At 58.7% G+C, this 12287-nt stretch carries 10 protein-coding genes and 2 pseudogenes; 2 read left to right on the top strand and 10 right to left on the bottom strand.

Annotated elements, in window-relative coordinates; genetic code table 11:
* Positions 1-59 precede the first annotated feature (59 nt).
* From N7607_RS10650 to N7607_RS10615, 8 genes and pseudogenes are all read right to left on the bottom strand, one after another.
* Entirely contained in the window at positions 60-1544 is a 1485-nt protein-coding gene (locus tag N7607_RS10650; protein WP_279866864.1) for a class I SAM-dependent DNA methyltransferase, read from the bottom strand.
* Positions 1541-2389, bottom strand: coding sequence for a hypothetical protein (locus N7607_RS10645; RefSeq protein WP_279866866.1), 849 nt, complete (start codon positions 2387-2389; stop codon positions 1541-1543). The genes N7607_RS10650 and N7607_RS10645 overlap by 4 nt, the downstream gene beginning before the upstream one ends.
* Entirely contained in the window at positions 2389-3999 is a 1611-nt protein-coding gene (locus tag N7607_RS10640; protein WP_279866868.1) for an AAA family ATPase, read from the bottom strand. The genes N7607_RS10645 and N7607_RS10640 overlap by 1 nt, the downstream gene beginning before the upstream one ends.
* On the bottom strand, positions 3989-5728 hold the full coding sequence (locus N7607_RS10635; RefSeq protein WP_279866869.1) for a restriction endonuclease subunit S: 1740 nt from the start codon (positions 5726-5728) through the stop codon (positions 3989-3991). The genes N7607_RS10640 and N7607_RS10635 overlap by 11 nt, the downstream gene beginning before the upstream one ends.
* Positions 5725-5961, bottom strand: coding sequence for a type II toxin-antitoxin system Phd/YefM family antitoxin (locus tag N7607_RS10630; RefSeq protein WP_279866870.1), 237 nt, complete (start codon positions 5959-5961; stop codon positions 5725-5727). Before N7607_RS10630 ends, N7607_RS10635 begins: the two co-directional genes overlap by 4 nt.
* A gap of 302 nt (positions 5962-6263) precedes the next feature.
* On the bottom strand, positions 6264-7541 hold the full coding sequence (locus N7607_RS10625) for a TrbI/VirB10 family protein (protein ID WP_279866871.1): 1278 nt from the start codon (positions 7539-7541) through the stop codon (positions 6264-6266).
* A 2-nt stretch (positions 7542-7543) separates the two neighbouring features.
* Entirely contained in the window at positions 7544-8530 is a 987-nt protein-coding gene (gene trbG, locus N7607_RS10620; protein WP_279866872.1) for a P-type conjugative transfer protein TrbG, read from the bottom strand.
* Positions 8527-8640, bottom strand: a pseudogene (locus N7607_RS10615) (VirB8/TrbF family protein); the annotation flags it as partial. The gene trbG and the pseudogene N7607_RS10615, both read right to left, overlap by 4 nt.
* Positions 8641-8710: 70 nt before the next feature.
* Here N7607_RS10615 and N7607_RS10610 point away from each other — a divergent pair.
* Entirely contained in the window at positions 8711-8863 is a 153-nt protein-coding gene (locus tag N7607_RS10610) for a LuxR C-terminal-related transcriptional regulator (protein ID WP_347881171.1), read from the top strand.
* Between the two features lie 21 nt (positions 8864-8884).
* Here N7607_RS10610 and N7607_RS10605 read toward each other — a convergent pair.
* Together N7607_RS10605 and N7607_RS10600 are read right to left on the bottom strand one after the other, a co-directional pair.
* Positions 8885-9955: pseudogene (locus tag N7607_RS10605) on the bottom strand (ParB/Srx family N-terminal domain-containing protein); the annotation flags it as partial.
* A 79-nt stretch (positions 9956-10034) separates the two neighbouring features.
* Positions 10035-10865 carry a DUF932 domain-containing protein gene (locus N7607_RS10600; protein ID WP_279866874.1) on the bottom strand — a complete coding sequence of 277 codons (831 nt, stop codon included), beginning with the start codon at positions 10863-10865 and terminating at the stop codon, positions 10035-10037.
* Positions 10866-11457: 592 nt separating this feature from the next.
* Between N7607_RS10600 and N7607_RS10595 the strand changes: the two genes are divergently transcribed.
* Complete coding sequence (locus N7607_RS10595; protein WP_279866876.1) at positions 11458-12267, top strand: hypothetical protein; 810 nt, start codon at positions 11458-11460, stop codon at positions 12265-12267.
* Positions 12268-12287 lie beyond the last annotated feature (20 nt).

Raw genomic sequence — 12287 nt, 5'->3', positions numbered from 1 at the left:
CACCGCCACACTCCGTTACTTATACAATGCACGAACACATACACCTGTTATCGAAAACATCACCGCACTTGACCTTTAATCAATGCGAGTGCGCGTTGGAGATCTTCGGCGACCAGTCGAGAAAGCTCGTCCAACTTGGCCAAGCTTGGTTGACGCACCTCACTATCCTCTTCGGTAGCGGCCATATCCCACAAGCAATCCTCAGTAGCAAGGATTTCCCGGATGCCATAGGATCGCGAGGATGAGCCTGTGGCTGTAACCTTCTCGGCAGACTCATGACGAGCCTTTCCGCTCTTGAATAGGCTCACAAACTCGTCTAGATCTTCGCGCTGTAAGGGATTTGTCTTCAGCGAATAGCGCTTTGTGGTGCGCAACTCATAAACCCACAATTGCTCCGCTTTTAAAGGCTTTTCGTTCTGCTGCCTTCGGTCAAAGAAAAGCACGTTCGCCTTAACTCCTTGCGCGTAGAAAAGCCCCGCAGGAAGCCGCAGAAGCGTGTGCAACTTGCAGGTCTCCAAAAGCCTACGGCGAATAATTACCCCTGCACCGCCTTCATACAATACATTATCCGGAACAACTACTGCCGCTCGTCCGCCCGGCTTTAGTTGAGCGACGATATGCTGAAGAAAGTTGAGCTGTTTGTTGGCGGTCTGAACCCAAAAATCTGAGCGAAAAACAATAAGACTGTCATCACCGCGAACACCTTTTTGATCTTGCGTATATGTAACACTACCCTTTATGCCGAACGGCGGGTTCGTCAGTATAATATCAACTTGCTGCTTCGGAGGAGTCTTGAGACTATCCGCACACGTAATAGGCAGTTCTGACTCCGTATTACCACCGACACCATGCAATAGCAGATTCATTGTTGCCAGTCGCGCCACCTCCTCCACCAATTCGCAGCCACGAATAGCCTGCGTCGCGAGCTTCTTTTTTTGCGCACCGGTCATCCGAGGATTGCTTCGCCTCAGATAGTCGTGTGCAGCAAGTAGAAACCCGGCCGTGCCGCACGCTGGATCGCATACCACTTCACCAAGTTTGGGATCGATACATTCAACGATGGCATCAATCAAAGATCTAGGGGTGAAATATTGTCCAGCACCGCTCTTAGTGTCACGAGCATTCTTTTCAAGCAGGCCCTCATACGCATCTCCCTTGAGATCGCTTGATAGCCCCGTCCACTCAGTCTGCCCAATCAGCTCGACAACAAGGAGTCTTAGCTTTGCCGGATCGCGAATCTTGTTCTTGGCGTTCTTGAATATCAATCCAAGCATGCCGTCCCGTTGACCCATCGCAGCCAATACACGCTCATATTGAGCCTGCATTGCGTCAGCATCTAAGTCAACCAACGAGTTCCATCCATATTCCGAAGGGACGGGCCCACCATCCTGCTCATCGGACATTTTAAGGAAGAGAAGATATGTGAGCTGCTCTACGTAATCAGGATACGAGAGGCCATCGTCGCGTAAAACGTTACAGTACTGCCATAGTTTACGAACGAGGGTACTTGCATCTGCAGCAGTATTCGAAGCTGTTCGTTTCATGCTACCACCCTCAGAACTACATCACGCACCCACCAGATGTGCTTGAACGACTCCACATATACCCGCGCTGCCGCGGAATATTCTTCTTCAGCTTTCATTGCATTTTTCAAATCGCGTACCGCGTCATAGAACGCCTCAGTCGGAGCCACATTTCCTGAAAAATCATTCGGAGCCTCTCGGACGCCTCTATCAACAGTTCTCTGAATCTTGTTGTAGAGCACCACCCGTGCATCCCTGAACGCCGGCCAGTCCAAGTGCAGAATCAGGCGACTAGCTGCGAGCTTCGCCTCTGGCATTGCCTGACCCTTGAATTCTGGGGAGAGATCAACTTCCCCGTTTTGCTGAAAGGTCAGCATCGCAACGTCGTAAGGATTGGTGGGATCAAGCAGAGCCGGCACCTCCTGGCCCTTACCATTAGCCGGATTGAACGCTCTAGCCGTCGGGACTACCAAGGGAAAATGTCCGGCCTTGCCTCCAGTTCCGGCGCCCTCCGGATTAACACGGGGTCGATTTGCCCGGTGGCAACTCAGGCGAAGATTGGTCCAGTCAAACGCAAACCAGAAATAGCCAGGGTGTGTCGGCTCCTCCTTGACGCCAAGTTTGGGACGAAAGTGATCGATATCGTCGTCTGTTCCAGGATTCTTACATTCCACATACCAACACTTTCCATGCGAATAGGCCTCAAACGCGGTACGGAGAGCGACCCACTGAGCACGGTTCCCGTTAATGAGGGCTGCTCGCTTCACCGGATCTGTCTCCGCAACGACCGCAGCCTGCGTTGCCTCCAATGCAGGGATTAGGTGCTGAATACTCGGCTTGAGCTCTTCTAAATCAATGAATCGCATCACTGCCCCTCAACTTCCCGGAGCTGCTGGACAATTTTTTCCGCTAATTTTGCCCGATCCTCCAATTGTTGCGTTGTCAGTTGAACGGTATTCCCCCATGCCGGATCTTGTTGCTCTGTCCAAGCTTTCACGAACTGCCCATACAGTGGGTCGCGTATCGTCTGATCGAAACCTAAATCTCGCAACCGCATTTTAAGCTCGCGAAGCTCCGCCTCCTCTTCTAAAGAGAGAACTTCCTTCATGGCAAGAACACGCTGCCTGTCCAACTCGCCCTGCGTCTTGGGATCAAGAGTCGAGCGCAGCCGGAACAGATCGCTTGTCAAGATGGCAGCAACACCCATTCCACGGGGATCATTATCGGGAAGCTCCGCAACAGCCCGACCCTCCACATCGCGACGAAAAATCCTGACCTGATCTCGCTTGAGTCCTGCAAAAACGAGCGGGTCATGTGAGGACATAATAATGTGGCAACTATCGCGCCCTCGGATGAATCGATCCAGAAACTCTAGATACTGCGTACTCCAACTTGGGTTAAGATGCGTATCAGGCTCATCAAGCAGAAACAATGCCTCTTCACGCGCGGTGAATTTCAGTAAGCCCAAGACGAGCAGCAACTGTTGCTCGCCCTCACTCAGGTCGCGATAAGTAACCTCTCCCCCACCGGCTGCAGGCGTCATTCGGACTCGCGTTCGCACCTCACCCAGCAGCTTCGACAAGTGCATACTCTCCAGCGCGGTGAAGAACGCATATTGATCTGAGTAAGACGCATACACCTGCTGGAGGGCCTTAGGCGTAGGTAAGAACAAATACAGATTCTCAACCACCGGATTCTTTGTCAGATCGACAGCAATGCGTCTATCCATACGCGCTGGAAGCATGGCCTTATCGTAAAGTCGACTAAGGAACTCCTGGACCTCACCTACAGCTCCCCAGAATCGCTCATCACCACCTTGCCTCTTCCAAGGCGGCCGCTTCAAAGCAAAAAGAACACTGTCGAGCCCGTCAATCTGCAAGTGCTCTCGTAAGAAATCACGATCCTCCTCCCCTCCACTACTTGCACTCATAAAGAACGCTAGCAGCGCGAATTGGCCGTGCAGAGTTTGCGCATAGAAAAGTCTGCGAAGGGCGTTGGGGTCGCCTACGTGTGCATCACCCCTTTGCTCCGCTGTCTTGATGATCCAGTTGTAATAGCGTTCGCGATGCTTCTCAAAAATAACCGCCAGCCTATCACTCGGACCAGAATAGTAGCCAAACACAAAGCCAGGCCGATATAATGGGCGCCCATCTTTGTCCTCCGCCATAAAACGCCTTCGGGGTAACTCTGCGTAACTACTCCCCCCTAGAGGTCGAACAAAGAAACGCGGAAACTCGTTTCCTTTTGCCTGAATCTCTACATGGTGATCCCGACACTGGTACCAAATTTGGTATGAGAATGGCGCCTCAATATCAAGATCTAAGTTCCGAAAGATTAGTGAAAGCGCCTCAATCAGATTTGACTTTCCCGCACCGTTCTCACCAACCAATACGGTGTACGGCGATTTCTCATCGAAATCGACGTGGAGGTCGCGCAGATTCTTAAACTCTCCTATGGTCACTCTATCAAGGCGCATCGGCGATCCTCTCTAGAATCGCGTTTTCAGCGTCACCGCCAACCTGCCTCACGGTGTGATTTAGTTCGGCGCGCAGAGCTAAGTAGAAAGACTCAACATGTTCCGGCTCGTCACGATCGAAGCCCGTAAGTGCAAATAGCTCCGGCAGTGATAGCGGGCGACCAGCCTTCTGCAACAACTCGTTTAGAGTTGTTGCACTTTCTTTGCCGCTCGGCTTCACAGACTTCCGTTTCATCGCGCCTCCATTTGATGTTTTCGTCTGCTTGCCTGATGGTAGTGAAACTGCCTCGACAGGCTCTCCGAGCCTCGCAAGCAAATCCTCGGCCGACTCTTCGCCGGGCTGCTGCGGAACCAACTCTCCAGCGACTGCAGCGGCCAAAAGCTCGCGCTCCATTTCAGACAGTCGCGTGATCGCAGCACTAACGGCACGAGTCTGTTCTTCCACCTCACTTAGGCGCTGACGTGCTTCTTTGACAATGCGCTCCTGTTCTTCGAGAGGAGGCACAGACATGGTCATTGACCGAAACCGATCCAAGCCAAGATGTGCGATGTTTGTTGATCCACGAGCCACGGCGCTGAACTTTCCAGCGTGCAGGTAATGCAGAAACACTAGCAAGGCGAACTCAGAGTAGATGGCAGGCCCAGCACGGAACCGAATAAGCGTATTCTGGAAGCAAACCCCATCAAGCTCCCTACGAAACATTGCCGGACGCCCTACGAGCTCGATGCTCTGCCCCTCGTTGAGAAGGATGTCGCCTTCGCGTAACGCATAAATTTCGTACTCTTCTGGCGTGAAGTTCATCTCATGAACTTCACTGACATCGACTCGATCCTCAAGGACGTTGGCGACGCGAAGATAACGCCGCAAGTGCTCTCCTCGATGATGCTCAGGCGAGCGTTGCCGTCCGAGCCGCACTTCGCCCAGCTCACCGATTCGCGCGCTAATCCAACCAGTTGGTAAGGACGCATCTACCTCTGCGCGGGGCTGCGTCGCTGAAGGGCTTTCGAACAGACTCTCTTGTCGACCATCTGACTGGCGCTCCATCAACGATAGTGTCCTTGAAACCTCAATGTGCCCATGGAGGCTGACGGAACGCTCTACCAGCTCCCCCCTAGCAGCAGCTGCGAACACTTCCGAGCGCTGTGCACCAAGATGTTCGAGCGCGCTACGCAAATGAGCATCTGCCTCTCTAATCTCTTGGCGCCTGAGCTCAACAGCCGTTGCAATACGTTGCTGCTCTTCCCATGGCGGTAATGGAAAGGAAAGCCCAGCAAATCGACTCGCTCCGAGGTGCTGTATCCCTACGCCACGAGCCAAACGTCCGAAGATGCCGGATGCGGCGTAGTAGCGAAAAACTGTCAACGCGTATGCAGGCGTTACAGCGTGAGGGCGGAATCTGATAATAGTGTTCTGATAGCAACAATCTGCGATTTCACCGTTCCACTGTGCCGCTCGGCCGACTTGGCTAGAGCTACCGGACGCTTCAGTGAGCAAAATATCTCCCCGCCTCAATCTAAAAATGGCTCTCTCTGCAGGAGTGAAATCCATTGTCAGGATATCGGTTAGATCAATGCCGCTGGCTTTAATGTTTGCCGCTCGAAGATACTTCGTCGCGTGTTCGCCGGTGTGCTTATCTGGGGACCGCTGGCGTCCGAGTCGAACAATACCCACTCGATCCACTCGAGTCGTTGTCCAGCCTAGTGGAAGCGTTACTTTGTTCCCACTCATTGAGCCTTTCCGTTTTTGTCTTTGGAACCAATGCCTAAGCTGGGCATATGGGCTTGAGTATCGTGGACTGGTGAGGCCCCATCTCCGCAGGCCCGCAGCATCTCGTAGCTTTCAATAGAAAGCACCACCACTACGGGCCGACCATGCTTCTCGATGGCTACCGGCTCGGCACGCGCCATGTCGATCAATTTACCAAACGAATTTTTTGCATCACGAGCCGACATGGACTGCATCGCGGAGGGTCCTTGGCATAAAAGAGCTATTTTAGCCATTTTCAGCATGACAGCCAAGACGTAGAACTAAGACACCTAAACAACAAACGCCGACTGAAAACAGCAAATCAGAACTACTCCCTTGTCTGGCCATAAGCTTCCCCAGCACATGCGAATCAGCATCGTTGCATCGACCACTTCGCCATAAGGCTGCGCGTGCAGCACGGTGTAGCAGTTAAGGTTGGGCATCAAGCTGGCCGGACATGCGAACAACAGTTTAATGCTCTGGCCCCTAAGCACCAGCCCCAGCTTGCGCGCCGTACTCATTGCGAAGTCCCCCGGTTGAAGAACAGCGGTTGGTAGGGTCGCAACACCAGATCCCGATTGACGATGATGCGCACCGGCAGGCCAGGCCTCTCGGTCAAGGTGGGCTGGATGTTCATGTTGCGCCGAGTCATCTCCTGCCCGACCTGATTCACGCTGTCCTGCAGGCCATCACGACCGGCGATGATGATGCGATCGCCATCCTGACGGCTCTCGGGGGCGGCCAGCTCAGCGCCGATGCCCAGCAACGTAGTCAGCACAGCACCGGTAAAGACGCGATCCCAGTGCCAATCCACGCCGTCCTCCAGGCCGGCATAACCGGCCGGGTCGGCGCCCACCAAATTGTCCAGCGGCAGCGAGGATGTGTCCGGCAGGATGATGCGATTCCACACCACCTGCACGCGGCTCTGCCCGTAGCTGACCTGGCTGTTGTAGCGACCGAGAATACGTGAGCCTTGCGGGATCAACAGGTGCTTGCCGGTCGCCGTGTCGTAGACCGGCTCCGTCACCGTGCCGATCACGTCCCCCGGAAGATCTGACTTGATGCCCGTCACCAGCGCGCCGGCGATCACCGTACCGGCCATCACCTGGTACGGCGACGCCGGTAGCTGCAGGTTCCCGGAATTGCGGGTTTCCGTAGTGCCGGCTTGAAGGAATGCCTCCTTCTGCTCCTGCCGATTCTGCACGGCTGTCGGGTCAACGGGTTGAGCCGACGTCGAGGCGGGGCCGGCGGCCAGCGGATCGAAGCCCGCCAGCGTTGTTCCATCTGCAGCAGGTTGTGCAGGTTCCGCCATGGCTGGGCGCTGGCCGCCCGTGCGGAAAAACACCGACGAGGCTGCCGCTTCCTCCGCCTCCTTCAACCGCGCCAGCCGCTCAGCCTCGGCGGGGTCGTGTCCGGGTGTCGTGTAGCTGGGTATCGCAGGTCGTTGCGACTGCACGATGGCGGGGCCAAGGTCGCCTGGTAGCGGCGGCCCCAGTTCGGGCGGAGGCGGCGGCAACTTGGAGTAGTCCGAGGGCAGCCGCTCGAGCCCTTCAGAACGCGAAATACGGTCGACGTTGTACAGCTCGGCCGGATCGTTGCCGCCCCGTGGCTTCGGTGGTTGCAGGGACCAGATGGTGGCTCCCAGCACTGCGGCGGAGAGTCCACCGGCAAACACGGCCAGGGTACGCCGATTCAACCGCGTGACCGGGCGTGGCTGGGCGCGCAGCGCTACCGTTTCGGGCGGGACCTTGTCCGCACGTGGCGCGAGAGGCTCGGAGGTGTCGTCCTGGCTCATGCTCAGTTCCCCCGCGCCACGCCATCCGTGCGCTCGATGCGCACCACGTCGCCCTTGTCTCCGCCCAGACGCAGTTCGGCCGCGCCGAACAGCCGATCCACGATGTAGTACGGCGAGCGGAAGCGGTAGTTGACCAGTTGCCCATCACCCTGCGCGCCAATCACGAACAGCGGTGGCAGCTCGCCCTGGGCGATGCCGGCGGGAAACTGGATGTAGACCTTCTCGCCATCATCGAAGGCGCGCAGCGGCTGCCATGGTGGATTGCTGCCGCTAATCGCATAGCGGAAGCGGATCTTCTCCAGCGAGAGACCGGTATCGACCGGCGCGCTTGCCTGTGCGGCCTGCGCCTGGCGCTGCAACGCCAGCATCCGATCCTTCGGGTAGTCCCAGGATACCGAGGCCACCCAGGCTTTCTCGGTCGAGGTCAGCTCGATCAGGTAGGTGCGCCGGCTGGTGGTGATGACTAGGTTGGTCTTGAGGTCCGAGCGGATCGGCTTGACCAGCACGTTGACGCGCAACGCATCGCCGGCTCCGCTGGAGGTGTCGCCGACGATCCAGCGCACCGTGTCGCCGGCAGCCACCGTCACCAGCTCCTCGCCGGCCTGCAGCGCGATCACCGTCACCCGCCCCGGCGCGGCATAGACCTGGTACAGCGCGCCATCGCTATAGGGCCAGACCTGGATCGCGTTGATGTAACCCTCGCGCGTGGGCGCCACCCTCGCCTCTTGGTTCGCACGCGATACCCTCACCTTCTCGTCTGCCGGTTCCGGGGCGGGACCAGCCTCGTCCGGCAGTGGCTTCATCTGCCCTGGCATTGGCAGCACCTTCGGCACCGCCACCACTTCCACCGGCTTCGGTGGCTCAGGCAGCGGCTGCGCCTGCACTGGCTCGTCGAGCGAGATGCGCGGCGGCGGCTTGCCCTGGCTGGAACAGCCGGCCAAGGCCAGCAGGACCAGAGGGAACGCGGACGTACGGAAGGACAGGTTCATGGCTTGGCTCCTTCGGACGCATCGAGCTCGCGGCTCCACGACAGCCCGTTGACATAGATACCCAAGGGGTTCTTGCGCAGTCGCTGCTCGGTGCGCGGGGTTTGCAGGACAGCCTTGCTTAGTAACACCCAACCGCTGACCAAGCGCGAGCAGGAGATTCTCGCCCTGCTCGAGCAGTCGATGTCCAACAAGCACATCGCCCTAGCGCTGAACATCAGCCTGCAGACGGTCAAGTGGAACCTAAAAAACATCTTCATCAAACTGGGCGTTTCCAGCCGCTACGAAGCCATAGTGGTAGCGCGCAAGCTTGGCGAGCAAGGGGTTGGTGGATAACGCGTGCAGTTCGGCGGCCGTCTGCTCGCGCCGCTGCTCCAGCGTCAGCACCTTGCCTTCGTCCTCGTCCTCGTAGGCGCCCTCCAGTTCGGCATCGATCTTTTCCAGCCGGGCTTGCAGCGAGGCGATGCGCCGCACCTCGCGGGCGGTCGGTTCGCGGCGGATGCGCGACGCGCTCTGGAAGGCCTGCCGATCCGCATAACTGAACTGCGGCACGGCCTCCACCCAGGCCCAGCCCTCGGTGCGCACATCCTCGGCCAGTGCCTCCAGCTTGCCGCGCACCAGCGTCTCCAGCAACGCGGCATCGGTGAGGTAGGTGCCGCTGTCGTCGTCGGCGAACAGGTCGCGGCGGATGCCACCACCCGCCACCGTGTATGCCTCTAGCCCAACGAAGTCCACCAGCGGATGACGCACATCGATTTCACGCTCCGTCAGGCGAGCACGGAGCGCCGACGCGCCACATTGCCACTCCGGCGCATCGTAGAACGCGGCCTCCTGGGCGGCGTAATCATCGGTGATGGTCAGGGCCATCAGTTGCTCCAGGGTGACGCTACCAGCCCGGTAGTCCGCCATCAGGCGTGGCGAGACGTTCGCCAGCCTCAAGCGGCGCTGCACCACCAGCGGAGTCACGCCGAAGTCGGCGGCGATATCCTCGACAGGGCGGCCTTCCTTGACCAGCGCGGCGAAGGCCTCGAACTGGTCGGCCGGGTGCATCTGCTCGCGCAGCAGGTTCTCCGCGAGGCTGACGGTGCGGGCCGAGGCGTCGGGCACCAGCAGGCACGGCACCTCGAAATCGGCGGCGATGCGCTTTTTCTTCGCCAGCAGCTTCAAGGCCGTCAGGCGGCGGTCGCCGGCCACCACCTCGTAATGCTTGCCATCGGCGGCGAGGATGACGACAAGGTTTTGCAGCAGGCCGATGCGGGAAATGCTCGCGGCCAGCTCGTCGATGGACAGCCGCGGCGTGGTGCGCGCGTTGCGCTTGGAGCGGCGCGGCAGGAGCTGCGCGAGCGACAGCAGGATCAGGTTCTTGGTCGGGTCGGCCACTTCCAGTGCGGACAGGGTGATGGCTTCGGTTTGGTTAATGGCGTTCATGGTGATAGCTCCATTCATGGGATAACGACAGCGGTGGGAATGGAGGGGCCGGACAGCGGAAAGCCCCTCCGGGTGGGGGTCAGGCTTTCAACTGGCGCAGGCCATCGGCCAGCAGCCACAGGGCACGGTTCAGTCGCAGGTCCTGGTCGATGCCTTGCACAGGACGGGTACGCTGGCGGCGCCCATTGCCGCCGCGACCAAGCAGGCCGCCACGAATGAGGTTTTCCTGGGTGCGGTTGAACACGCTCCACAGGTCGGCGCGGTTGTCGTCGAGACGGCGCGGGGCCAGCACCTGCCGTTCGGTGATCGGTGCGGGCTTGTCGGGGTCGTCGTACTTGAGCGCCAACGCAGCACGGGCAAAAACTTCCGCCTCGCCGCCGTCCAGGGTGACGGCGCGCATGGCCTCGCGGGACTGCTGCGCCTGCTCGAAGCCGTGCAGCACCTCGTAGGCGCCCTCGATCACCTGGCCAGCCACGTCGCCCTTGTGCGGCACGCGCACGTCCGCCACGGTGTCGCCGCAGACCAGACCGTTCTGGCAGACGAAGCGGAACATGCCAGCGAGCATCTGGTAGCTGCTCGTCCCGTCGTGCGAGTTCAGCAGAATGATTTCGTTGGCTTCGCCTCGGGCGTCGATCTGGCTCGCATGGCGCAGGCGAATCATGTGTTTGGTGAAGTCGCGGCGGTCATCCCGGCGCACACGGGTCTGACACACCATGAAAGGCTCGAAGCCTTCGCCACGCAGTTCCTGCAACACGGTCGCAGTAGGAATGTAGCTGTAGCGCTCCGAGCGGCTTTCGTGCGGCGCATCAGCGAAGATGGACGGGGCCACGGCGCGAATCTGCTCATCCGACAACGGGGACGCCGAGCGCAGCACGGGGGAGCGGTTAGAGAAGCTGGAAGCCAGTTGCATGGTCGTTCTCCTGACAAGGTTTGCTGTTCAAAACACCCACCGGATTCCTAGATTCGGAGCCCGCTTCGGCTCTTTTGGTGGGGGCGGCGCAAAGACCTGGGCCGGCCTCGTTGCCACCGTCTTTCCTGAGTTCATCGCCCGCGACGGTCAGGAGCGCGCGGACGGGTGCCGTCAAGGAGGCAAGCGCCGGGTAGGTGCGGCCCGCAGGCGCAGCCGAGGACACGGCCCGGCGCGCCTTGATGGCGCACGGCCGCGCGCTACAGTCGCGACAAGGTGATGAAGTCAGGGAAAGACGGATCGACAGGCAATGGCCGCAGCCTTGGCGACGCCCCACGCAAGCGCAGCGCCCAGGCCCTGCGTAGCCGGGCCGAAGGCATCAGCCGAACGCAGTGAGGGAACGATGGAAACCCGAATGGGGCGAGACTCGCGCAGCGTGGCTCGATGCACAGCATGACAGCGCGCCCGGCCATTGGCCGGGATGCCCAAAAAACAGAGGTACCTGAGAGCAGGCCGAACAATGGGCTCTGGGGTACCGACAAGCGCAACTCGGCTCATTACGCTGCAAAGCATCCTCACTACTCAGAGAAGACACATGCGTACCGCACCGACCCCATCCCCGCAGCAAACCTGCGAGAACATCCTGATCGACGATAAAACCTACAACGTCGAGCACAACATCCTGCCTAGCGAAAACGCCATCATTGATCGCCTGCTCGCACGACGCCTCGAACTGAATGAAGCCTACGGTGAGCTGTACGACAAACTGCACCTGCATCCTCGGGCACTCCCGGTATTCCTGAGCCTCTTGCTCAGTACCGCAGCATTCTGGGCCCCAGATAAGATCGCCAGGGCTCGTGCTCAACGGGACGAACTTGTCGACACCAACCAGCAGATTGCACAGAAAGCCGAGGAACTGGCCCAACTGCTAGAGCACCGCTCCAACCTGCACAATACATCGGGTTTCAGCAGTGACACTCACTACCATGTCTGTAACGTAATGGAGGATGCAGCGAAGGATCACTACCTCTTTAACGCCTATGTGAAGGAGCGCCTGAACACCGTTCGCAACCAGTTCGAATGGAAGTACTGGCCCACCTTGGAACAGTTCGTGCGAGCGGTGGCCAGCGATGCAACCGGCGCTGAAGTGGAGGCCACAGATCCGCTGACTCGAGCCGCAACCGCAGCCACACGCCACTCACCTGCGGACTTCTTCAAGGCACTCTTCGCCGCCATCGAGGAGAACAGCGAGCAGAGCGGTGGCCCGCTACCCGAAGGCCTCAGGCTCAGCGATGCCACGCTGGCCTCGCTGGTAAACTGTGCATTGGATCTGAGCCCAGATGAACTGAAAGACAGCGCCTACGTGAAGCGACTGCGCCAGCGCGAACGCAATAGCGACAAGTGATGTAGTGTCGGCATGTTGTG

This window comes from Pseudomonas sp. GD04019, assembly GCF_029837695.1.
GTDB lineage: Bacteria > Pseudomonadota > Gammaproteobacteria > Pseudomonadales > Pseudomonadaceae > Aquipseudomonas.
Note: the sequence above shows the minus strand (reverse complement) of the source record. Positions and strands in the feature narration are given on the sequence as shown.

Excerpts from the sequence above, each read along its gene's own strand:
- N7607_RS10650 (WP_279866864.1), bottom strand. The coding sequence starts at position 1,544 with ATGAAACGAACAGCTTCGAATACTGCTGCAGATGCAAGTACCCTCGTT.
- N7607_RS10645 (WP_279866866.1), bottom strand. The coding sequence starts at position 2,389 with ATGCGATTCATTGATTTAGAAGAGCTCAAGCCGAGTATTCAGCACCTA.
- N7607_RS10640 (WP_279866868.1), bottom strand. The coding sequence starts at position 3,999 with ATGCGCCTTGATAGAGTGACCATAGGAGAGTTTAAGAATCTGCGCGAC.
- N7607_RS10635 (WP_279866869.1), bottom strand. The coding sequence starts at position 5,728 with ATGAGTGGGAACAAAGTAACGCTTCCACTAGGCTGGACAACGACTCGA.
- N7607_RS10630 (WP_279866870.1), bottom strand. The coding sequence starts at position 5,961 with ATGCAGTCCATGTCGGCTCGTGATGCAAAAAATTCGTTTGGTAAATTG.
- N7607_RS10625 (WP_279866871.1), bottom strand. The coding sequence starts at position 7,541 with ATGAGCCAGGACGACACCTCCGAGCCTCTCGCGCCACGTGCGGACAAG.
- trbG (WP_279866872.1), bottom strand. The coding sequence starts at position 8,530 with ATGAACCTGTCCTTCCGTACGTCCGCGTTCCCTCTGGTCCTGCTGGCC.
- N7607_RS10610 (WP_347881171.1), top strand. The coding sequence starts at position 8,711 with ATGTCCAACAAGCACATCGCCCTAGCGCTGAACATCAGCCTGCAGACG.
- N7607_RS10600 (WP_279866874.1), bottom strand. The coding sequence starts at position 10,865 with ATGCAACTGGCTTCCAGCTTCTCTAACCGCTCCCCCGTGCTGCGCTCG.
- N7607_RS10595 (WP_279866876.1), top strand. The coding sequence starts at position 11,458 with ATGCGTACCGCACCGACCCCATCCCCGCAGCAAACCTGCGAGAACATC.